The following is a 21020-nucleotide window of genomic DNA, read 5'->3' as shown; positions in this document are numbered from 1 at the left end:
CTCAGCGTACGACGGGCAGGTCGCCCGTGGACTCCCCGTCGAGCTCCGCCGGGGAGTCCGGGGCCGGGGTGTGTTCGGCGTCGTCCAGGGCGAGTTCTTCCTTGAAGACGAACTTGCGGTAGGACCAGAAGCGGAACAGGGTGCCGAGGCCGAGGCCGATGAAGTTCGCGGCGATGTTGTCGGACAGCCAGCTGTGCAGGTCCAGGACGTACCGCGAGAACGCGAGGCAGCCGGCCGCGATGAGCAGGCCGATGCCGTTCAGCACGAAGAACAGCACGTACTCACGGTGCAGGCCGGAACGCTCCCGGTGCCGCCACGTCCAGTAGCGGTTGCCGAAGTACGTCACGATCGTGGCGACCGTGGTCGAGATCAGCTTCGCGGTCAGCGGCTTGTGGTGCAGCATTCCCTCGCCGGAGTCGGCGAGCACCAGCGGGTTGTTGAAGACCAGCCAGTTGTAGATCGGCAGGTCGACGACCAGACCGAGCAGACCGACCAGTCCGAACTTGGCCACTTCGTGCACCAGGTGCTGGAACTGGCGGTACAGCGTGGTGACGAGCTTCAACGGGCTTCGGAACCTTCTGTGATCACACCGCGACGGGGAGGGCAGCTTCCCACGGTACCCGGCGACCGGTCCGACCCCGAAATCGCCAGCGTGCCGCGACGGCCGCCGTACGGCCGATGATGTATGGACATTAGGCTCCGGACTGTGAAGTTCGATCGCAAGGATCTCCCTGTCGGTACCCCGGTGGTCGGCATGGTCGGCGGCGGGCAGCTGGCCCGGATGACCCAGGAAACGGCCGTCGCGCTCGGCATCCAGCTCCGCGTGCTCGCCGAAGGCGAGACGGTGTCGGCCGCGCAGGCGGTCGCGGACGCGCCCGTCGGCGACTACAAGGACCCGGAGACGGTACGGCGGTTCGCCGCGGAGTGCGACGTGGTGACGTTCGACCACGAGCACGTCCCGACGGACCTGCTGCACTCACTCGAAGCGGACGGTCTGAAGGTCTATCCCGGCCCGGACGCGCTGGTGCACGCGCAGGACAAGGCCGTGATGCGTGCGCGCCTGGACACGTTCGACGCCCCAGCGCCGGCGCATCAGGTGGTCGAGACCCCCGCCGACGTCGCCGACTTCGCCAAGCGGGTCGGCGGTTTCCCGATCATCCTGAAGACCACCCGCGGCGGGTACGACGGCAAGGGCGTGTGGTTCGTCGACGGGCCCGAGGACCCGCAGATCGCGACCGCGTTCGGCAGCGGCGTACCGATCCTGGCCGAGGAGAAGGTCGACTTCGTGCGCGAGCTGTCCGCGATCGTGGCGCGTTCACCGCACGGGCAGGCGGTCGCGTACCCGATCGTGGAGTCGGTGCAGAAGGACGGCATCTGCGTCGAGGTCACCGCGCCCGCGCCCGGTCTGGCGCCGGAACGGGCCGCCCAGGCGCAGCAGACCGCGCTGCGGATCGCCGGTGAGCTCGGCGTGGTCGGCGTCCTCGCGGTCGAGATGTTCGAGGCGCGGGGCGGGCGGCTGCTGGTCAACGAGCTGGCGATGCGCCCGCACAACACCGGGCACTGGACGATCGACGGGGCGGTCACGTCCCAGTTCGAGAACCACTTGCGGGCCGTGCTGGATCTGCCGCTCGGATCGCCGGCCGCGCGAGCGCCGTACACCGTCATGGTCAACGTGCTCGGCGGGGACGTCGAGGACATGCACCGCGGCCTGCTGCACTGCATGGCGCGCGACCCGGGCCTGAAGGTCCACTTCTACGGGAAGTCGGTGAAGCCCGGGCGCAAGGTCGGCCATGTCACGGCGTACGGCGACGACCTCGAGGAGACCCGCGAACGCGCGCGCCACGCCGCCGCGTACCTGACCGGCACCATCGACGAGTAGGGACAAAGAATGATTGGCATCGTGATGGGGTCGGACAGCGACTGGCCGACGATGAAGGCCGCGGCCGAGGTGTGTGCCGAGTTCGACGTGCCCTTTGAGGCAGATGTGGTGTCGGCGCACCGGATGCCGACCGAGATGATCGACTACGGACGGTCAGCGCACGAACGGGGCCTGAAGGTGCTGATCGCCGGCGCCGGCGGGGCCGCACACCTGCCCGGGATGCTCGCGTCGGTGACCCCGCTGCCGGTGATCGGCGTACCGGTGCCGCTGAAATACCTCGACGGGATGGACTCGCTGCTGTCGATCGTGCAGATGCCGGCCGGCGTGCCGGTTGCGACCGTCTCGATCGGGAACGCTCGTAATGCGGGGCTGCTCGCGGTCCGGATCCTGGCCGCGTCCGACGAGAAGTTGCGGGACCGGATGCTGGCGTTCCAGGAAAACCTCGCGGGGGCGGCGCGGGCCAAGGGCGCTACGGTGCGTGACGGGGCGGCAGAGCTGCGTAAAGGCTGAGGCAGTCACTGGTTTTCCACAGGACGGGGCGGGTAGTCATGAGTTCCCATTGGAAGTCGTCTAAGGTCGTCGATCGTGACTCCGCCCACTGACTCGGACACGCAGCGCATTCCGGTCCGCTATTGGATCTGGCTGTTCGGCGCCGCCGTGTCCCTCCTCGGTGATCTGACGATGCGGTTCGCCATCGGCTGGTCCGCCACGCGTCACGGCGGCAGCGTCGCCGGCCTGATCCTGTTGCTCGCCGCCGCCCCGCGGGCCGTTCTGCTGCTGGTCGGTGGCGCGATCGGCGACAAGTACGGCGCCCCGCGGGTGCTGCTGGCCAGCTGTACGGCGATGTTCCTGGTCACCGCGGCCCTCGTCCCGGCCACGCTGGCGGCCGGCGAACCCGTGTGGTTGCTGGTGATCCTGGCCCTCGTGGTCGGAACGATCGACGCGTTCTTCCTGCCGTCGTCACGCTCGATGCCGCGCCTGCTGGTGCCGCCGGAGCAGGTCCCCCAGGCGCTCGCGAGCTTCCAGGTGACCGGGGTGATCTTCGCCGTCACCGGTACCGCGGTCGGCGGCGTGCTGGTGAGCTGGTCCGGACTCACCGCGGCCGGCGGTTTCGACGCCCTGACGTTCGGCGTGATGATCGTCGTCCTGATCCTGCTGCGGAAGACCATCGCGCCTCCCGGCCGAACGCCCGCCGGCATGCTCCGCTCGATCGGCGCCGGGATCCGGGTCGCCTTCGGCCGGCCACTCACCCGGGCGCTGCTGATCACGATGACGGTTGCGGCAGGTTTGCTGATGCCGCTCGACGCACTGCTGTTCCCGCTGCTCGCCCGCGACCACGGGTGGAACGCCGCGACCGCCGGCCTGCTGGTCGCCAGCCGGAGCCTGGGCGTGGGGGTGATCGCCCTGCGCATCCTGATGCGGGGCGCGTTTCCGCGGCCGGGCATCTTCGCCGCGCTCGGACTCCTGGTGGCGGCCGCCGGACTGCTCGGCCTCTCGGTGCTCGAGCCACTGCCGCTGACGTTCGCCGCCGGTGTGCTGAGCGGGATCGGCGTCGGCACATTCACCGGCCACGTGCTGCCGCTGCTGATGAACTCGGTGGACCGTGAGTTCCAGTCGCGCCTGCAGTCCATCGTCGTGCTCTGCCAGAGCCTCGCGATCATGGTGGCGAACCCGCTGCTGGGCGGCCTGGCCGATGTGACCGGCATCGGCATCACCGGTGTCTGCCTGGGTATCTCGGGCGCAGCCGCCATCACCGGGCTCGTCGTACTGACTCGCCCGGTCCTGCGGTCCGCAACAGTTTCTTAAGGCCGGCCCGGCGCCCGGTAGGTCCAGTCCGCGGCCCGCCACGTGGCGGCGTCGAGGTTGAGCCGGGCGTCGATGACGACCGGGGTGGTGACGACCTCTTTGAGCGCGGCCGGGTCGATCTCGCGGAACTCCGGCCATTCGGTCAGGTGCAGTACGGCGTGCGCCTCGCGGCACGCCTCGACCGCGGTGGGGGCGTAGCGCAGGGTCGGACGGACCTTGCGGGCATTCTCCATCGCCTCCGGGTCGTACACCGTGACGTTGGCGCCGTGCAGCTGGATCCGCCCGGCCACGTCCAGCGCGGGCGAGTCGCGAACGTCGTCCGTACCGGCCTTGAACGCGGCGCCGAGCACCGTGACGTTCTTGCCGATCCACTCGCCTCCGAGGAGCTCGTGGGTCAGGTCAACGATCCGGGCGCGGCGGTGCTGGTTGATGTCGTCGACCTCACGCAGCAGCGTGATGACCTCTTCGACGCCGAGCTCGCCGGCCCGGTGCATGAACGCGCGCAGGTCCTTCGGCAGGCAGCCGCCGCCGTACCCGGGCCCGGCGTTCAGCGCGCCGCGGCCGATCCGCTTGTCGTACCCGAGCGCCTCGGCCAGCTGCGTGACGTCCGCGCCGGTCGCGTCGGCCATCTCCGCGAGCGCGTTGATGAACGAGATCTTCGTGGCCAGGAACGCGTTCGCGCCGCCCTTCACCAGCTCCGCGGTCGGCAGGTTGCAGACGACGACCGGCGTACCCTCACCGATCGGCGTGGCGAACACCTCGCGCAGCCGAGCCTCCGCGGCGGCGGACTGGACGCCGAACACCAGGCGGTCCGGGTGCAGCGTGTCCTCCACGCCGTGCGCCTCGCGGAGGAACTCCGGCTGCCAGGCGATCTCGACCGCCGACCCGGCCGGGGCCTCGGCGTGGAAACGCTGCTCGACGATCGTCGACGTACCGACCGGGACCGTGGAGCGGCCGACCACCAGCACCGGCTTGGTGAGCAGCGGCGCGAGCATGGTGACGACCGAGTGCACCTGGGCCAGGTCGGCGGCCTCGCTGCCCTCGAGTTGCGGTGTACCGACGCAGACGAAGTGCACGTCGGCCCAGTCCGCGATCTCGCGGTAGTCCTTCGTGAACCGCAACCGGCCGGAGTCCACATGCTTCTTCAGCAGCGGGTCCAGCCCGGGTTCGTACAGCGGGGCCTTGCCGTCGTTCAGCAGCTTCAGCCGGTGCTCGTCGATCTCGACCCCGATCACGTCGAAGCCGAACTCGGCCATCCCGGCGGCGGTGTTCGCGCCGAGGTAGTTGGTGCCGATCACGGCGATCCGCAGGGGGCGGGAGGTCGCTTCACTCATGTCCGGGACTCTACCCATCGTGGTTATCAGCCGGTTATCGGCTCATGTCTGGAAAGAGGGTGTCTTGGAACTCTGCGCCCTCTGGGTGCGCTCTTGCTCACTTTCGGCGTACGACGTCCTCCGTCGGCGAGATGTTCGTCGTACTGTGTGACTCGTGAGTAACTCATTCGAGCTGTACGCGCTGTCCGAGGAGCACCAGGCGATCCGCGAGGCCGTTCGCGACGTCTGCGACGCCAAGGTCGCCCCGCACGCCGGGGACGTGGACGAGCTGGCCGAGTTCCCGAAGGCGTCGTACGACGCGCTGAAGGCCTCGGACTTCCACGCGCCGCACATCCCGGAGCAGTACGGCGGTGCCGGCGCGGACGCCCTGGCCACGGTGATCGTGATCGAGGAGGTCGCCCGCGCGTGCGCCTCGACCTCGCTGATCCCGGCCGTCAACAAGCTCGGCTCACTGCCGCTGCTGCTGTCCGCCTCGGACGAGGTCAAGCAGCGCTACCTGCCGCCGGTCGCCGCGGGTGACTCGATGTTCTCGTACTGCCTGTCCGAGCCGGAAGCGGGTTCGGACGCCGTCTCGATGAAGACGCGGGCAGTGGCCGACGGCTCGGATTACGTGCTGAACGGCGTCAAGCGGTGGATCACCAACGCCGGTGTCAGCGATTTCTACACGGTCTTCGCGGTGACGGACCCTTCGGCCCGGTCGAAGGGGATTTCGGCCTTCGTGGTGGAGAAGGCCGACGACGGCGTGTCCTTCGGTGCGCCGGAGAAGAAGCTCGGCATCAAGGGTTCGCCGACCCGCGAGGTGTACTTCGACAACGTCCGGATCCCGGCCTCGCGACTGATCGGTTCTGAGGGGACCGGGTTCGCGACCGCGATGGCGACGCTGGACCACACCCGGGTGACGATCGCGGCGCAGGCGCTCGGGATCGCGCAGGGGGCGCTCGACTATGCGCTCGGGTACGTCAAGGAGCGCAAGCAGTTCGGCAAGGCGATCGCCGAGTTCCAGGGCCTGCAGTTCATGCTCGCCGACATGGGCATGAAGATCGAGGCGGCCCGTCAGCTCACGTACGCCGCGGCCGCCCGCTCGGAACGCGGTGACTCCGACCTGACCTACTTCGGCGCCGCCGCGAAATGCTTCGCCTCCGACGTAGCGATGGCCGTCACCACCGACGCCGTCCAACTCCTCGGCGGCTACGGCTACACCCACGACTACCCAGTCGAACGCATGATGCGCGACGCCAAAATTACCCAAATCTACGAAGGCACCAACCAGGTCCAACGCATAGTCATGGCCCGCCAACTCCTGAAGGGCTTGGGGTAACAGCCCCGCGCCGCTCCCACCCCCGGCCGGCGCCCGAGCATCCTTTCGACTGCCGCTGGTGCTGCGAGCTGCCGCTCGCGGTGTGCGGCTGGCGCCGCGGGTGAGTGCTTGGTGGTCGTCTACGTACGAACGGTTGGTGTCCGTCAGTTCGGCCGCGTGGACGATGGCGGCCATGCTGTCGCAGCGCTCAAGCGCGTGTGAGCTGGTACGCCTGGAATATCCGGCTCTTGTGACGCATGTGTGGGTGGTCGACGGGTTCCAGGGTGGTGCCGGGCTTGGTGTGATGTGCACGCTCGACAGGACATGTCCAGTGGCCGGGTAGTGCACCTGAGCGTGAACGCGCCTGTGCGTACACCGTCTCGCCGGTGCACTACCTGTCGAGCGTGCACATCACCCCGGCCGCGAGCAGCCGTCCCGCCACCAACCCGATCACCCAGCCACCCATCCAGCACAAGAACGGATATCCCCTGGCGTTGTGGGTTCTCCCCTCTAACACCAACAGAGAAGCCACAACACCATCGGATATCCCCTCGTCTGCGAGGGCTCTTGTCGCGCCCGATCTCGGGGCCGGCCGGCGGGATGGACCGGGCGGCGCATGCAGTGGTGCGGTGCATGCGGTGAGGTGCGCGCGGTGGCGCGGTGCATGCGGTGCGGTGCGTGCGGTGCGGGCAAGCGGTGGTGTGGTGCGGTGGGGACTGGAGACAGGAGCTGGTGGGCGGAGACAGGGAATGTCGGGTTCCAGGTCTCCACGGCCTGTCGCGAGTCTCCGGATGCCGCCACCGACGCCCACACACCTGACCGGGGCGCCGGATATCCGCTCTTGGCCTGTGCGCGAGACGACGTTGGCTACGGCGGTATCTACGAAACCTCCACCGACGTGCACCTGCAACCTGGCCTGCAACGCCACGGTGGGGGCTACGCGTTGAACAGTCAGCCCAGGTTCACCGAGGCCGCCATCAACCGAGCGTTACGGGAGGACGTGGCCTGCTGTGGTGTAGAGGTGGTACCACTCTTCGCGGGTTAGGCGGATAGTCGCACCCGTGGCGGCGTCCTGGACTCGGGTTGGGTTGGTGGTGCCTATGACCACCTGCATGTTGGCGGGGTGGCGGGCGATCCAGGCGATGGCTATTGCGTCGGGGGTGGTTTCGTACTTGGTGCCCAGGTCGTCCAGGGCGTCGTTCAGTGGGCCGTAGTTGTCTTGGTCGCCGAGGAAGACTCCGCCTGGGGGTGGTTTCTGGACGGAGCCCCAGGTCTGGATGGTGATGTCGTTCAGGCGGGAGTAGTCGAGTACGCCGAGGTCGCGGTCGGCGGACTGGTCGAGGCCGGTGATGTTGGCGGCCAGGCCCTGGGCGACGAGGGCGGCGTTGGCGAGGCTGAACTGCATCTGGTTGACGACGAGCGGCTGCCGGACGGACTTGGCCAGCAGTTCGATCTGGCCGGGCGTGTGGTTGGAGACGCCGAAGGCCAGGACCTTGCCGCTGGTGTGGAGCTGGTCGAACGCGGCCGCGACCTCGTCGGGCTCGACCAGCGTGTCGGGCCGGTGGATCAGCAACAGGTCCAGGTACTCCGTCCGCAGCGCGGCCAGCGACTGGTCCACGCTCTCCAGAATGTGTTCGCGGGAGGAGTCGAAGAAGCCGGACCGGATGCCGACCTTGGACTGGATCCTGATCTGGTCCCGCTCGGACGCCGGAACCGCCTGCGCGTCGCCGTACCGCTGCTCGCAGCCGTGTGAGCCGCCGTAGATGTCGGCATGGTCGAACATCGTCACGCCGGCATCGCGCGCCGTGCCGACCAACTCCCGGATCTCGCTGTCACTGAGCTTGCTGATCCGCATCAGCCCCAGCACGACCCGCGACACGACCATCCCTGCTCTGGCCAACTCAACAGTCTCCATGACAGCTCGTTGTATCAGCTCCCGTGCAGCTGGACCTGGTCGAGTGCCCAGAAGGCTCCCGCGCCACGAGGAACGACGTACCGTCCTCCGTGGGGGGTCCGTGACTGTCACCGCAGCGGTTCATGGCCGTCGGTGGCGAGGGCGGACAGTACGCGCGAGAGTCCGAAGTCCCAAGCGGTGTTGACGTTGCCGCCGAGGCGGAAGGCGCCGGCGAGTTCCATGGTGATGAAGCCGTGTGCCCAGGCGACGAGCATGCGTGCTGACGGCAGCGTGTCCGCCGCTCCCGCCAGCGCCTCCATCCGGTCCAGCAGGGTCGTGCTCGAGCGTCGTGACCGTGCCTCCGCGCCGCCGATGAGCGGGTCGGAGGTGAACATCAGGCCGTACGTCGCCGGGTTCGCGAGCGCGAACCGGCGGTAGGCAGACGTCATCGCCCGCAGGTCGGTCATCGGGCTGCCGGTCGAGGCCGCGGCGTCGAGGAGGTCGGTCAGCTCGTCGGCCACCTGGTCGAGCACGAGCCCGATGACGTGGTAGCGGTCTCGGACCCGCTTGTAGAGCGAGGGACTCTTGACGCCGACCTCGGCCGCGATGGCGCGCATGGTCAGGGCGGCCGCGCCGCGCTCCTCGAGCAGCCGGCGAGCGGCCGCCACGATCGCGGCTTCGGACGTCACTGCCGGGGCGGGCGTCGCGACCACCTCCGGCATTCCGTGGGGATTTCTCTTGTCATCCGCACCAAGGCTACATAGTGTAGCCATCACCGCGCGTCGGCGTGGGATGAGCACGAAGGAGCCGCAGGTCGTGAGGATCGCCGAGGGGTTGCACCGGATCGGTTCGGATGTCGTCAACAGCTATCTTGTCGTCACCGGCGACGGGGTCACCGTGATCGACGCGGGTCTGCCGGGCTACTGGAAGTTGCTGCAGGCCGAGTTGGCGGAGCTGGGACTGTCGCTCGACGACGTGCGGGCGCTGATCCTGACGCACGGCGACACCGACCACATCGGCTTCGCCGCCAAGTTGTACGCCGAGAAGGGCATCGCGGCGTACCTCCATGAGGCCGACGCGCCGCGCGCGCGGCTGGAGGTGAAGAAGCCGAACTCCGGATGGGGTCCGGTCAAGGTGGGGCCGCTCGCGAGTTTCCTGTGGTACTCCGCGCGGCACGGCGGACTCCGGATCCCGCCCGCGACCGGTCTCCAGACGGTCGCCGACGACGAGGTGCTCGACGTTCCCGGCGCGCCACGGATCATCCACACGCCTGGGCACACACCGGGCAGTGTCGCCGTACATGTACCGGCTGTCGACGCGGTGTTCCTCGGCGACACGTTCACGACGAGGAACGTGCTGACCGGCGCGACCGGCCCGAAGCCGGCGCCGTTCACGCTCGAGCCGGACCAGGCGGTCGCGTCGCTCGACAGGCTGGGAGACGTGAACGCCACCTGGGTGCTGCCCGGCCACGGACCGGCGTGGGACGGCGGCGCACCGGACGCCGTACGCCTGATCCGCGAGGCTGCCGCCAACTGATCCGTAGGGTCCTGACATGCACTCTCCCGCGGAGCAGGTCTTTCTGCGTGTTCCTGGGGGTCGCGAGCTACTACCGGCGCTTCGCTAGCTGAACCGAACCGCGTCAGGCTCGGGTGGGATCTGCCCCGGCTTCCTTCGTCAGACGGTCGCCGACCTCGAGTTGCTTCCAGAGGTCGCGCTTCACCTTGACGTCGCGGACCTCGCCGCCGTCGAGCTCCACTTCGAGCTTGCGGTACAGGTTCGCGCCGTCGTACATGGCCCGGGACTTCTTGACGACAACCCCGGTCCACGCCTCTCCGTCAGCCATCAGTCACTCCTTCGTCACGGTGAGTTGCCAACGGTAGCTCAGCTGAGGGCGAGGTCGTTGACGAAGCTGTCCGACCAGTCCGACAAGGTCGGCAGTCGTTCGGACCAGATCTTGGTCCGCGGCGTTCCCGCAGTACCGGCCTCGCCGTTGTCCGGCCAGTAGCCGACCATCGAGCGCAGCGTGCCGACGTGCTCGGTGAAGTGGGCGTCCAGGCGGACGATCGTGGCGACCCGGGCGGCGCCCAGGCGGGCGATGACCTCCGGCTCGCGAAACACGGTTTCGATCGCGTCGCCGAGGTTCGCCAGCTGGGAGTCGCAGGGCTGCGCGTCCACCGGTTCGGTGATCACCAGGGTGTGGGTGTCGGGGAGGTACCGACCCTGACGCTCGGCGATCCGGTAGAGCTCGGTCAGTCGGGTCCGCAGGTGCGGGGTGGTGGCGAGTCCGGTGCCGGCGTCCTCGCACGAGGAGGCGTGCAGGTACGTGAGCGTGCACTCGGTCCAGCTCTGGCACAACGCCCGGATCGCCTCGAACGACGGCTCCTCGGCAACGGCCGAATACGTTTTCCGCAGTACGTCGAGGGCCGCCGTCAGCGGGACCTCCCGCTCTGCCAGCCGACGTCCCGCCGCGGCCGCGTGCGGAATCGGATCCGAACCGCCGGCCAGCGCCTGGAGCAACGGCCGGAACACGGTTTCGTGACTCGGCCCGCGCAGCCGGTGCCGTCCTCGTGCCGGTGGATCCAGTTCCGCCTCGAGGAAAGCCTCGGGCACGGTCGTGGTGGGCAGCTGTTTGCGCAGCTTGTCGATCAACATGGCAGGTCCCCGTTTGACTACCGCTCGTGGTCGCCCACCTGGCCGGCGGGCGACTCGTACGCCCTGAGACGCTCGGCCCACCGATCCATGACGCGAGTTCGGCAGAAATCTAGGATCCGGGCGCCGCGGCGGCGTGCAGGAGCCGTTTGGGCCGGTCCGGGTCGTAGCTCTGAGCGATGCGCCCGCCCGTCATCGAGCCGTACGCCGATCCGCCAGCTTCTTCGCGATCGTCGAAGGCCACTGCCGGAATCGGTCGAGTCCAGCTAGTCTCGATATTTCGGAGCGCTGGGGCAACGACAGAGTTCAAGACCAGGTCACATCGGTCAAGAAGGACAGTACGTCGGCCAGGGGAGGGCGACGAGGGTGACCTCGATCGACCGGCAGCACCAGGCAGGTGACCCGCAGGGGGTGGGGGCCGTCCCGCGTCCGCCGTCGACGTTGGTCGTTCGGGAGCGCCTGCATGCCGCGCTCGACCTCGGCGTACGGTCGCCGCTCACGATGCTGGTCGCACCGGCCGGCACCGGCAAGACGGTCCTGTTGTCGGACTGGGTGACTCGCTGGAGAGCGCCCGGTACGCCGGTGACGTGGATCGGTGGGCACGCGGCGAGCTCGTTGGGACCCATTCTCGAGGACGCGATGGCCGGTGACGTAGCGGCTCCGGGCCTGGTCGTCGTCGACGACGGTCATTTGCTGTCGGCAACCATTCTCGCGGATCTGGCGCTGGTACTGCGGAAGTCGCCGCACTCGCTGCGCATCGTGCTCGCCAGCCGGTACGACCTGCCGCTACCGGTGCCGGAGCTCGAGTCGCGGGGCCTGGCGCTGACGCTGCGCTCGCGGGACCTGCGCTTCACCGACGCCGAGGCGACCGAACTGGTGAAGGCTCACGCGGGCGAGGCGACCGCCGAGGACATTCGCTTGTTCCAGGCCAACACGGCGGGCTGGGCGGCCGCGTTGGTCCTCGCGGCCCGGGCCTTCGCGGCGTCCGGCGAAGTCGCGTGGTCCTTGGTCAACCAAGGTCCTGTTCTCGACCTGTTCCTCGGCGAAACGTTCAGCACCCTGGACGAGCGCGTCCAGACCATGCTGCTGAGCACGTTCGGAGTCCCATCGGTCACCGGCGAGCTGGCCGCGATTCTGAGCGACGACTCGGATGCGCCCGCGGTGCTCGGGGACCTGGCCCGAAACGGGCTGCTGGTCACCGCGTACGTCGACGGCGCGGGCAGCGAGCCGGTGTACCGCTACCACCCGCTGCTCGTCGAGCTCTTGCGGCGCAGGGTCGTCGGGAGCGCCGAATGCGCGAGGATCGTCGCGGCCGCTCAACGCCGGTCCGCGCTGCACTACGAGAGCCGTGGCGACAGCGCCGCCGCGCTCCGCGGCGCTCTGGGCGCGGAGGATCCAGCACTCGTGGCGCGGATCGTGCTGGGCCGCGGCCCGGAGCTGCTCGCGGCCGGCGAACTGGATCTGGTCGCCGCCGCCTTCGCGGCACTTCCCGCCGACTACCTCGAGACCCACCCGCATCTGACCGGTGTCCGCGGCCTGCTGCGTCGCGTGTCCGGAGACGTGGCCGGCGCGATGATGGACGCGGCCGCGGCGGACCGGTTGACCGACGAGCGGGATCCGGCGGCACCGACACCCGACGACGACGCCCTCGACGCGGACGCGGTGCTGCTGCGGTTGTGGAAATCCCGGTACGGATGGCACGACGTCCACGCGGCGATCGATCGGACCCGGTCCTTGCTGGCGTTGGACCGGACAGCGAGTGGCCGACGCAGCGACGCCGTACTCGGGCCGGAGCGGCTGGCCTGGCTGCTGATCGAGCTGGCCGCGACGGAGACCTGGGCCGACGACCTCGACAGCGCGTCGGCGCACCTGGACGAAGCGCTTGTCTCGGCACGGATGGCGGCGCATGCCAGGCTGATCGCCGGCGGACTCGTGCACCGCGCCGTCGTGCAGTACGTCCGCGGGCAGGTGCGGAATGCCGCCAGGTCGGCCCGGGAAGCGCTCGATACCGGCGGCGACGAACTCCCTCGGGAGTACGCCGTGCGCGCCTACGTGGTGCTGGGGTTCGCGGCCCTGAGCGAGCTGCGGCGCGACGAGGCGTGGCGTTGGCACGAGCTCGTCGCCGTGACGGAAGCAGCCGAGTCCGACACGGTCGTCGCCGCGCTGTGCGCGATGCTCCGGGGCGTGCTGCTGATCGAGGACGGCCGGCTCGACGAGGCGTTGTCCGAGATGACCGCCGATCCCGCCGTGGTCGGTCCGCTGCCGTCGTTCCTGGCGCGCGACTGGGCGCTGTTGCGGTTCCGGCTGGCGGTGCTGATCGGGGACGAGCACGGCGCCATGGTGCAGCTCGCGGAGCTCGACCGGGTCGGAAGCGGCTCCGAGGCCGAGTTGCTGCGGGCCATGCTCTCGATCGGGCAAGGCGACCTGCGGGCAACGGTGTCGATGATCGACGGAGTGCTGGCCCGCCCGGGCATCTACCCGCCTGTCGCATCGGCGGCGGCGGCGTTCCGGACCGTTCTGCTGGTGCGGGCGGCGGACCCGGTCGGTGCCGAGGCGTCGTTGGTCGACACCCTCATTCGCGTGGCGCCGCAGCGCATCCTGCACGCCTTGATCCCCGCGGGCGGTGAGCCGGTCTTCCTCGACCAGCTCCGCGAGTACGTCGCGAGTCCGAACTCGCACCCGTTCGCCGCGATCGCGCTCGAGAAGCTGTCGGCGTACCAGAGCAGGTCGACCGGGTCCGGTGGAGTGACGTTGCTGGCGCGGACCAGGCCCGACGCACACGCCGTACCGCCTCGTCGCCTCAGCGCCGTCCTGAACGGTGCGCGGATCCGGCTGACGGTGCGGGAGGCCGAGGTCCTGGATCAGCTCGCGCTCGGCAACTCCTACACCGAGATCGCCAAGGCGTTGTTCATCACCGAGAACACGGTGAAGACCCACCTGATGGCACTGTACCGAAAGCTCGGTGTCGAGAAGCGGTCCGCGGCGCTTCGGGTCGCACGTGGGGTCGGCCTGCTGCAGCCCGCACCTGCGGTGGAGACAAGGACATTCGGCGGACAAAGGAGACTGCGATGAACCAAGGCCTGCTGAACTCGTTGACCGAGGCCGAGCGGCAGTTGGTGGCCGAGGCCGAGCAGGACGCGCTGAAGCGGCTGGACGAGGACGAGTTGCTGGACCTGCACCAGCGCATCCGGCGGACGCGGACGAAGTACGTCAAGAACTACCGGCGCGGCGCGAGCGCGGCCGTTGCCGACGTCGGCGGCCGCGGCCTTTCGTACGCGCGCAACCAGCGCGACCGGGACAAAGCCGAACTGTTCGAGTCGGTGCTGGCGACCGTGAGCCGTGAAGTCGCGGCCGCCGCTCGGCGGGCCTCGATGGAACTTCGGGCCGAGCGGATCGCGGCGGGGCGGTCGGCCCGCCCGGCGCCCGCCGCCGCGAAGCGTCCCGCCGCGAAACGACCGGCCGGTAAGCCCGCGCCGGCGACCAGCCCCCGGCCGCGCGCAGCCAAGACCACCGGGGGTCTCAAGAAGGATGCCTCCACCCGCGCGCTCGGCAGCCGGCGGCAGGCCGAACGCGACTCCCGCTGACCGGCTCCCCCGATTCGGGTGATCCCAAGAACGCCCGGCTCGGTTCTGCTGGACTCCGCGGCGTCCAGGAGGTGCGGAGATGCGCGATGCCGGTGGTGCGACACCGCGAAAGCTGCGCGGCCCGAGGTTCAGGTCCCGGCTCAGAATCCCGGTGGTCGGTACGGCGCTGGTTGCCGTCGGCCTGGCCTACGCCGCGCTGGTCCCGAGCGGCGCCGCGGGTGCGGACGGACCCCAGTCCCAGCAGATCGAGCAAGGACGGCGGCTGTTCGCGGTCGGGTGCACCAGCTGCCACGGGCTGCACGCCGAAGGCGGGACGAACGGCGAGGGCCGGATGGCCGGCCCGTCGCTGATCGGGGTGGGTGCGGCCGCGGTGGACTTCCAGGTCAGCACCGGCCGGATGCCTGCTGCCCAGCCCGGAGCGCAGATACCGCAGAAGCCGCCCGTCTACGACGAGGACGAGATCGCGGCGCTGGCGGCGTACATCGCCTCGCTCGCTCCCGGACCCGCGATCCCGGCGTCCGACGCGTACGACGTCAGCAAGGCGACGCAGGAGGAAGTCGCTCGGGGCGGGGAGCTGTTCCGGACGAACTGCACGGCCTGCCACAACTTCGCCGGCCGGGGCGGCGCACTGCCGAACGGCCGGTACGCGCCGTCGCTGATGTCGACGACGCCGCGGAACATGTACCAGGCGATGCTGACCGGACCGCAGCAGATGCCGGTCTTCTCCGACGCCGTCCTGCTGCCTGAGGACAAGCGCGCGATCATCGCCTACATCGTCGCGTTGCAGGACGCGAAGGACCCGGGTGGCTTCGGGCTGGGCCGGCTGGGTCCGGTCTCCGAGGGCCTGTGGGGCTGGCTGATCGGGATCGGTCTGCTGGTCGTCGTCGCCGTGTGGATCGGGGCGCGCGTTCCGAGGGTGCACCGCAAGCGGGATTGACCGCGGCGCCGCACCTCACCCGAATCTCTGAGAATCACCTTAATCGGAGGAGGACGGCCGCGCGGCGCGTTGGTGGGATGAAGCGGTCGGCGCGCACCTCGGCGCGCCATCCCCGGGAGGAACCCGACATGACCCATCTGGTGGTGCTCGGTCTGGACAGCCGCGAAGACGCCGAGCGCGTCGTGCAGCTCACCGAAGACCTGGCCAAGCAGCAGTTGTTGCAGCGAGAGGACGCGGCGATCGCCTACAAGGACGCCAAAGGCAAGGTACGCATTCAGCAGACCGTGAACCTGACCGGACTCGGCGCCGCCAGCGGGGCGCTCTGGGGCTCGCTGATCGGCCTCATCTTCTTGAACCCGCTCGCGGGTCTGGTCGTGGGTGCGGCCAGCGGTGCGATCAGCGGCAAGTTGACCGACATCGGGGTCAGCGACCAGCTGATCAAGGAGATCGGCCAGGAGTTGCAGGAGGGCCACGCCGCCGTGTTCCTGCTGGCGCGGTCGGCCACCGTCGACCGGGTGGTCGAGGCGCTGAAGCCGTACAGCCCGACCATCCTGCAGACCAACCTGACGCGCGAGCGCGAGGAAGAACTCGTCGCGGCCCTGCAGTCCTGACCCGGCGCCGGAGCAGCCGGCAGGAGGAGGTCTCGTGAACACGATCCCGGACGACTTCGATCCGATTCCCTCGACCCGGCGAGGGGCGGCCGTCGGTGTCGCTTCGCTGAAGCAGGCCGAAGCCGAGGTCGACGCGCTCGCGGTTCCGGTGGCGGCGGACGCCGAGCCCGGCGCCGAGCTCGGTATCGACGCCGCGGGCCTGGCGGCGGCCGGCTTCACCGGCGAACGCGGCCAGGCCCTGGTGCAGCCGCACAGCGGCAGTCCGGTCCGGGTCGCCGTCGGGATCGGGACGCCGGACCAGATCGACGCCACGCTCGCGCGCGACCTGGCCGCGGAGTTCGCCCGGGCCGTTCCGTGGCACCGGCGCCTCGCGATCGAGGTGCCGTCACGGGACGCCGGCATCTCGGTCGCCGACTTCGCTCAGGCTGTGACTGAGGGCGTGCTGCTCTCCCGCTGGCGGTACTTCGTCGGCCGTGGCGCGGACGAGCCGACGTTGGAGTCGCTCACGGTGGTCGCCTCCGACGAGGACGCCGAGGCCGCTCGTCTCGGCGTGGAGCGTGGCCGGATCGTCGCTGCGGCGTACTGCCTCGGACGGGATCTGGCGAACTGTCCGGCCAGCACGCTGTCGGCCGAACGGATGGCCGAGGTCGCGCTCGAGGTCGGTCCGCCGGCCGGGCTGCGGGTGGAGGTCTTCGACAAGCAGCAGCTGATCGAGCTGGGCTGCGGGGGACTGCTCGGCGTGAACCGGGGCAGCGTCGACCAACCTCGGATGGTCAGGTTGCGGTACGAGCCCGAGCAGCCCACCGGCCGGATCGCCTTGATCGGCAAGGGAATCATGTACGACTCCGGCGGCATCAGCCTGAAACCGAGCGACGAGTCGCACGCGCAGATGAAGAACGACATGAGCGGGGCGGCGGTGGTGCTCGCAGCCATGACGGCGCTGCGCGACCTCGGGTGTACGTCGGCGGTGACCGGCTACCTGATGTGCACCGACAACATGCCCTCGGGATCGGCGCTGAAGCTCGGTGACGTCTTGAGGATGCGCAACGGAACGACGGTCGAGGTACTGAACACCGACGCCGAGGGCCGCCTGGTGATGGCGGACGCGCTGGCGCTGGCGACCGAGGAGCCGGTCGACGCGATCGTCGACATCGCCACGCTGACCGGTGCGTGCCTGCGGACCTTCGGTGTCGAGATCGCCGGCGTGATGGGCAACAACGCCACTGTCGTCGATCAACTCCGGCGCGCGGGCGACGTCGTCGACGAGCCGGTCTGGGAGCTCCCGCTGCACCGGCCGTACCGGTCACAGCTCGACTCGGTGGTCGCCGGCCTGACGAACATGGGCGGGATCAACGCGGGGTCGATCACGGCCGCGCTGTTCCTCGAGGAGTTCGTCGCCGGGCATCCCTGGGCGCACGTCGACATCGCCGGCACCGCTCAGCTTGCGGCGCCGCGGACCTGGCGGAACAAGGGCGCGACCGGCTTCGGCACGAAGCTCTTGATCGAGTTCGCGCTGTCCTTCACGCCACCGGCGAGCAGCGGCGGATCGGGATCGTGAACGCCAAGGCGGAGAAGACGCCGACCGCGAAGAGCCGGATGCAGCGGATCCTCGACGGCATCGAACAGGTCGGCAACAAGGTTCCGCACCCGGCGCTGATCTTCCTGGCCCTGATCCTCCTCGTGATCGTCCTGTCCCAGATCCTGTCCTGGACGGGCACCAGCGTCACGACCGAGGTCGTCGAACCCGCGACGGTCCAGGTCGCACCGGAGTACCCGGGAGGCACGAGCGTTCCGGGCAACGACGCGCCGCCGGCGCCCGCCGTACCGGACTACCAGGTGCACCACGAGACGATCACGGCCGAGAGTCTGCTGACCGGTGACGGGATCCGCTTCATCTTCACCACGGCGGTCCAGAACTTCAACGACTTCGGCGTCGTCGCGGTCATCCTGGTCGCGATGATCGGCGTCGGCGTCGCCGAGGAAGCCGGGCTGATCGCGGCCCTGATCCGGAAAATGGTCAAGGTCGCGCCGCGCGGCCTGATCACGTTCATCATCGTGCTCCTCGGCGGCATCTCGAGCGTGGCCTCCGATGCCGGCTACCTGGTCCTGATCCCGTTGGGTGCGGCCGCGTTCGCCTCCCTCGGGCGGCACCCGCTGGCCGGCATCGCGGCGGCGTACGCCGGGGTCAGCGCGGCCTTCTTCGTCAACGTGCTGATCACCCCGGCGGACGGCATCATCACCGAAGTCACCAACGAGACGATCGCTCTGGTCGCGCCCGACGTGCACCTCAACGTCACGCACAACTTCTTCTTCAGCATCGCCGCGACGATCTTCTGCGCGCTCGTGATGACGGTCATCACCGAGCGGATCCTCGAGCCGCGGCTCGGCAGGTACGACCCGGCCGAGGCCCCCGAGGACGCGCCGGCCGACCACCAGCCCAGCGACGAGGAGATGCAGCTGGAGTCCCGCGGGCTGCGCTGGTCGGTCTACTACCTGCTGGTGGCGGTGGCGATCGTGTCGGCGCTGACCTTCATTCCCAAGGCGCCGCTCCGCAACCCGGACACCGGAGAGATCTTCGGTTCGTCGCCGTTCATGAGCAGTCTGCTCTTCATCATCTCGATGCTGTTCCTGGCTGCCGGCCTCGGTTACGGCCGCGGCGCGAAGTCGCTGACCGGGAGCACCAACGTCATCAACGCGATCGTGAAGACGTTCAACGGGCTGGGCGGACTGATCTTCCTGATGCTGCTGATCGCCCAGTTCATTGCCTACTTCAACTACACGAACATGTCGACGCTGGCCGCCACCGGTCTCGCGGATCTGCTGGAGCGGGCCGACATCGGGGCGCTGCCGCTGCTGATCGGGTTCATCCTGCTGGTGGCGATCATCGACCTGATCATGCCCGGAGTGATCCCGAAGTGGGCGATCCTGGCGCCGATCTTCGTACCGCTGTTCTACCGGCTCGGCATCGCGCCGCAGACCGTGGTCGCGGCCTACCGGGTCGGTGACGGCCCGATGAACGTGATCACGCCGTTGATGGTGTACCTGCCGTTCATCGTGCTGGTGTGCCAGAAGTACCGGAAGAAGGCCGGCATCGGCACAGTGGTGTCGATGATGCTGCCCTACACCGGCATCGTGCTGGTCACGTGGACGCTGTTCTACATCGTCTGGTACCTGATCGGGATTCCCTGGGGCCCGTCCGCACCGGTGCACCTCGGCTAGGGCCGGTCATGGACGACGCGACGCTGAGCCTGATCGTCCTCGGGCTCGTCGTCGCGGCGTTCATCTGGAACCGGCTGCCGGTCGAGGTGGTCGCGGTGCTCACGGCGGTGGTGTTGTGGGCGAGCGGCCTGGTCGCCTTTCCCGCGGTGGTCGCGGGCTTCGGTGATCCGGTCGTCATCCTGATCGCGTCGCTGTTCGTGGTGAGCGAGGGCATCGACTCGACCGGTGTGACCGCCTGGGTCGGCCAGACCATCGTGCGGTACGCCGGTACGACGCGAGCCCGGCTGCTGATCGCCGTCACCGGCCTGTGCGCGGTGCTGACCGCGCTGATCACCCTCAACGGAGCCGTCGCGGCGCTGCTCCCGCTCGTCGTCATGCTGGCGATCCGGGCCGGTGAGCCACCGTCGCGGATGCTGATGCCGTTGACCTTCGTCGGCAGCGCCGGATCGCTGCTCACGCTGACCGGCTCGCCGGTAAACATCATCGTCTCCGAGGCGGCGCACGACGCAGGGGCCGGCGACTTCCCGTTCTTCGCGTTCGCGGTGGTCGGAGTGCCGCTGGTCGCAGGCACGATCGCCATCTCGGTGCTGGCCGGTCCGCGGCTGCTGCCGCACGCCCGTCCCGCACATCCGGCCGCGGATCTCGCGCTGCACGCCGAGACCCTCGACACCCACTACGCCGCCCTGGCCGACGGTTTCTACCGGCTGCGCATCCGCGACCTGTCGCCGTTGGTGGGCCGGCAGGTACGCGAGCTCGATCTCTCGCCGTACCCCGGCGTGGAGATCGCGGGCGTCCAGGACGGGCACGGACGGCATCGGCCGGACACAGCGACGCTCGATGTGGGCGATGTCCTGGTCGTGACCGGCGCTGAGGCGGACGTGAACAGCCTGACCGCCGAAGCGCGGCTCGCGGTGACCATGACACCGGTCGACGATCTGATGACCCGTGAGGCCGGCGTGGTCGAGGCCGTCGTCCCGCCGCGGTCGTCGCTGGTCGGTGAGACGGTTTTCCCGGGCATGCGTCGCGGACCCGACCTCGTCATCGTCGCGGTCCAGCGGATGGGCAAGGATCGCGGCAAGCGGCCGACCCAGCTCGCCGAAGGCGATGCGCTGCTCGTGCACGGCGTCTGGGCGGCGCTGGACGAGCTCAGCGAGGACCGGGACATCCTGCTCGTGGACTCGCCGCAGACGGTCCGGCGCCAGGCGATTCCGTGGGGCGCCAACGCGTCGATCGCGGTCGCGATCCTGGCCGCGATGATCGTGCTGCTCGCGACCGGCGTCGTACCGGCCGCGATGGCGGGCCTGCTCGCGGCGACGGCGATGGTGCTGGCCCGGGTCGTCCGGACGCAGCAGGCGTATCGGGCGATCTCCTGGCAGATCGTCGTACTGATCGGTGCCCTGATCCCGTTGTCGGGTGCGATCCAGTCGAGCGGCGGTGCGGATCGGATCGCCGGACTGATCGTCGACGCCGTCGGCACGGGCCGCCCGTACCTGTTGCTGCTGGCCCTGTTCGTCCTCACCGCGCTCCTCGGCCAGGTGGTCAGCAACACCGCGACGGTCCTGATCGTCACGCCGATTGCGGTCGCCGCCGCGGCAGGCACGGGTACGTCGATCAAACCCGTGCTGATGCTGATCGCGGTCGCTGGTTCGGCCTCGTTGCTCACCCCGATCTCCACGGCCGCGAACATGATGATCATGAGTCCCGCGGGCTATCGCTTCGGCGACTATTGGAAGCTGGGGCTGCCGGTGATGCTCTGGTGGCTCGCGGTCGCGCTCCTAGTCATCCCACTCGTCTGGTCGTTCTGAGGCGC

Annotated in this window: 19 protein-coding genes; 12 read left to right on the top strand and 7 right to left on the bottom strand. The window is 69.3% G+C overall.

Annotated features, from left to right (window positions below; translation table 11 throughout):
- Position 1: 1 nt before the first annotated feature.
- A complete protein-coding gene (locus tag ACWF0M_RS07645; protein ID WP_452234814.1) occupies positions 2 to 562 on the bottom strand; it encodes a GtrA family protein in 561 nt (186 codons plus the stop codon).
- Positions 563 to 706: 144 nt separating this feature from the next.
- On the opposite strand from ACWF0M_RS07645, the gene ACWF0M_RS07640 reads away from it, so the two are divergent.
- The 3 genes from ACWF0M_RS07640 (at position 707) to ACWF0M_RS07630 (ending at position 3685) form a co-directional block, all read left to right on the top strand.
- Complete coding sequence (locus ACWF0M_RS07640) at positions 707 to 1879, top strand: 5-(carboxyamino)imidazole ribonucleotide synthase (RefSeq protein WP_452234813.1); 1173 nt, start codon at positions 707 to 709, stop codon at positions 1877 to 1879.
- Positions 1880 to 1888: 9 nt separating this feature from the next.
- Positions 1889 to 2389, top strand: a complete 501-nt coding sequence (purE, locus tag ACWF0M_RS07635) for a 5-(carboxyamino)imidazole ribonucleotide mutase (RefSeq protein ID WP_452234812.1) — start codon at positions 1889 to 1891, stop codon at positions 2387 to 2389.
- Between the two features lie 75 nt (positions 2390 to 2464).
- Positions 2465 to 3685 carry an MFS transporter gene (locus tag ACWF0M_RS07630; protein WP_452234811.1) on the top strand — a complete coding sequence of 407 codons (1221 nt, stop codon included), beginning with the start codon at positions 2465 to 2467 and terminating at the stop codon, positions 3683 to 3685.
- Here ACWF0M_RS07630 and ACWF0M_RS07625 read toward each other — a convergent pair.
- Positions 3682 to 5019: a UDP-glucose dehydrogenase family protein gene (locus tag ACWF0M_RS07625; RefSeq protein WP_452234810.1), complete on the bottom strand. Its 1338-nt coding sequence runs from the start codon at positions 5017 to 5019 to the stop codon at positions 3682 to 3684. The genes ACWF0M_RS07630 and ACWF0M_RS07625 overlap by 4 nt on opposite strands.
- Positions 5020 to 5173: 154 nt before the next feature.
- On the opposite strand from ACWF0M_RS07625, the gene ACWF0M_RS07620 reads away from it, so the two are divergent.
- Positions 5174 to 6337 carry an acyl-CoA dehydrogenase family protein gene (locus ACWF0M_RS07620; RefSeq protein WP_452234809.1) on the top strand — a complete coding sequence of 388 codons (1164 nt, stop codon included), beginning with the start codon at positions 5174 to 5176 and terminating at the stop codon, positions 6335 to 6337.
- A 967-nt stretch (positions 6338 to 7304) separates the two neighbouring features.
- Here the strand turns inward: ACWF0M_RS07620 and ACWF0M_RS07615 are convergent.
- Both ACWF0M_RS07615 and ACWF0M_RS07610 read right to left on the bottom strand, forming a co-directional pair.
- Positions 7305 to 8231 carry an aldo/keto reductase gene (locus ACWF0M_RS07615; protein WP_452234808.1) on the bottom strand — a complete coding sequence of 309 codons (927 nt, stop codon included), beginning with the start codon at positions 8229 to 8231 and terminating at the stop codon, positions 7305 to 7307.
- Positions 8232 to 8338: 107 nt separating this feature from the next.
- Positions 8339 to 8932: a TetR/AcrR family transcriptional regulator gene (locus ACWF0M_RS07610; protein WP_452234807.1), complete on the bottom strand. Its 594-nt coding sequence runs from the start codon at positions 8930 to 8932 to the stop codon at positions 8339 to 8341.
- A gap of 94 nt (positions 8933 to 9026) precedes the next feature.
- Here ACWF0M_RS07610 and ACWF0M_RS07605 point away from each other — a divergent pair, with 94 nt between their 5' ends.
- The gene (locus ACWF0M_RS07605) at positions 9027 to 9746 is read left to right on the top strand and encodes an MBL fold metallo-hydrolase (RefSeq protein ID WP_452234806.1); all 720 of its coding nucleotides are present in this window, start codon (positions 9027 to 9029) and stop codon (positions 9744 to 9746) included.
- Positions 9747 to 9849: 103 nt separating this feature from the next.
- On the opposite strand, the gene ACWF0M_RS07600 is transcribed toward ACWF0M_RS07605, so the two are convergent.
- The 3 genes from ACWF0M_RS07600 to ACWF0M_RS07590 all read right to left on the bottom strand — a co-directional run bounded on the left by ACWF0M_RS07600 (position 9850) and on the right by ACWF0M_RS07590 (position 11103).
- On the bottom strand, positions 9850 to 10053 hold the full coding sequence (locus ACWF0M_RS07600) for a DUF7489 domain-containing protein (RefSeq protein ID WP_452234805.1): 204 nt from the start codon (positions 10051 to 10053) through the stop codon (positions 9850 to 9852).
- Between the two features lie 38 nt (positions 10054 to 10091).
- On the bottom strand, positions 10092 to 10862 hold the full coding sequence (locus ACWF0M_RS07595) for a hypothetical protein (protein WP_452234804.1): 771 nt from the start codon (positions 10860 to 10862) through the stop codon (positions 10092 to 10094).
- A gap of 109 nt (positions 10863 to 10971) precedes the next feature.
- Entirely contained in the window at positions 10972 to 11103 is a 132-nt protein-coding gene (locus ACWF0M_RS07590; RefSeq protein ID WP_452234803.1) for a hypothetical protein, read from the bottom strand.
- Between the two features lie 122 nt (positions 11104 to 11225).
- Between ACWF0M_RS07590 and ACWF0M_RS07585 the strand changes: the two genes are divergently transcribed.
- The 7 genes from ACWF0M_RS07585 (at position 11226) to ACWF0M_RS07555 (ending at position 21015) form a co-directional block, all read left to right on the top strand.
- Positions 11226 to 13931, top strand: a complete 2706-nt coding sequence (locus tag ACWF0M_RS07585; RefSeq protein WP_452234802.1) for a LuxR C-terminal-related transcriptional regulator — start codon at positions 11226 to 11228, stop codon at positions 13929 to 13931.
- The gene (locus ACWF0M_RS07580) at positions 13928 to 14443 is read left to right on the top strand and encodes a hypothetical protein (protein ID WP_452234801.1); all 516 of its coding nucleotides are present in this window, start codon (positions 13928 to 13930) and stop codon (positions 14441 to 14443) included. Before ACWF0M_RS07585 ends, ACWF0M_RS07580 begins: the two co-directional genes overlap by 4 nt.
- A gap of 79 nt (positions 14444 to 14522) precedes the next feature.
- Positions 14523 to 15380 (top strand): cytochrome bc1 complex diheme cytochrome c subunit, encoded by an 858-nt coding sequence (qcrC, locus tag ACWF0M_RS07575; RefSeq protein ID WP_452234800.1) that lies wholly within the window; start codon positions 14523 to 14525, stop codon positions 15378 to 15380.
- Between the two features lie 128 nt (positions 15381 to 15508).
- The gene (locus ACWF0M_RS07570; protein WP_452234799.1) at positions 15509 to 15991 is read left to right on the top strand and encodes a DUF1269 domain-containing protein; all 483 of its coding nucleotides are present in this window, start codon (positions 15509 to 15511) and stop codon (positions 15989 to 15991) included.
- Between the two features lie 34 nt (positions 15992 to 16025).
- On the top strand, positions 16026 to 17549 hold the full coding sequence (locus ACWF0M_RS07565; RefSeq protein WP_452234798.1) for a leucyl aminopeptidase family protein: 1524 nt from the start codon (positions 16026 to 16028) through the stop codon (positions 17547 to 17549).
- Complete coding sequence (locus tag ACWF0M_RS07560) at positions 17546 to 19210, top strand: AbgT family transporter (protein WP_452234797.1); 1665 nt, start codon at positions 17546 to 17548, stop codon at positions 19208 to 19210. Before ACWF0M_RS07565 ends, ACWF0M_RS07560 begins: the two co-directional genes overlap by 4 nt.
- 8 nt (positions 19211 to 19218) lie before the next feature.
- Positions 19219 to 21015: an SLC13 family permease gene (locus ACWF0M_RS07555; protein ID WP_452234796.1), complete on the top strand. Its 1797-nt coding sequence runs from the start codon at positions 19219 to 19221 to the stop codon at positions 21013 to 21015.
- Positions 21016 to 21020: the final 5 nt, after the last annotated feature.

The organism is Kribbella sp. NPDC055110, assembly GCF_053607525.1.
This window is presented reverse-complemented; position numbering and strand designations above follow the sequence as displayed.

What these genes read in the sequence shown, in the direction of transcription:
- ACWF0M_RS07625 (WP_452234810.1), bottom strand. Translation starts at nt 5,019, where the DNA reads ATGAGTGAAGCGACCTCCCGCCCCCTGCGGATCGCCGTGATCGGCACC.
- ACWF0M_RS07555 (WP_452234796.1), top strand. Translation starts at nt 19,219, where the DNA reads ATGGACGACGCGACGCTGAGCCTGATCGTCCTCGGGCTCGTCGTCGCG.
- qcrC (WP_452234800.1), top strand. Translation starts at nt 14,523, where the DNA reads ATGCGCGATGCCGGTGGTGCGACACCGCGAAAGCTGCGCGGCCCGAGG.
- ACWF0M_RS07615 (WP_452234808.1), bottom strand. Translation starts at nt 8,231, where the DNA reads ATGGAGACTGTTGAGTTGGCCAGAGCAGGGATGGTCGTGTCGCGGGTC.
- ACWF0M_RS07570 (WP_452234799.1), top strand. Translation starts at nt 15,509, where the DNA reads ATGACCCATCTGGTGGTGCTCGGTCTGGACAGCCGCGAAGACGCCGAG.
- ACWF0M_RS07595 (WP_452234804.1), bottom strand. Translation starts at nt 10,862, where the DNA reads ATGTTGATCGACAAGCTGCGCAAACAGCTGCCCACCACGACCGTGCCC.
- ACWF0M_RS07600 (WP_452234805.1), bottom strand. Translation starts at nt 10,053, where the DNA reads ATGGCTGACGGAGAGGCGTGGACCGGGGTTGTCGTCAAGAAGTCCCGG.
- ACWF0M_RS07610 (WP_452234807.1), bottom strand. Translation starts at nt 8,932, where the DNA reads ATGCCGGAGGTGGTCGCGACGCCCGCCCCGGCAGTGACGTCCGAAGCC.
- purE (WP_452234812.1), top strand. Translation starts at nt 1,889, where the DNA reads ATGATTGGCATCGTGATGGGGTCGGACAGCGACTGGCCGACGATGAAG.
- ACWF0M_RS07580 (WP_452234801.1), top strand. Translation starts at nt 13,928, where the DNA reads ATGAACCAAGGCCTGCTGAACTCGTTGACCGAGGCCGAGCGGCAGTTG.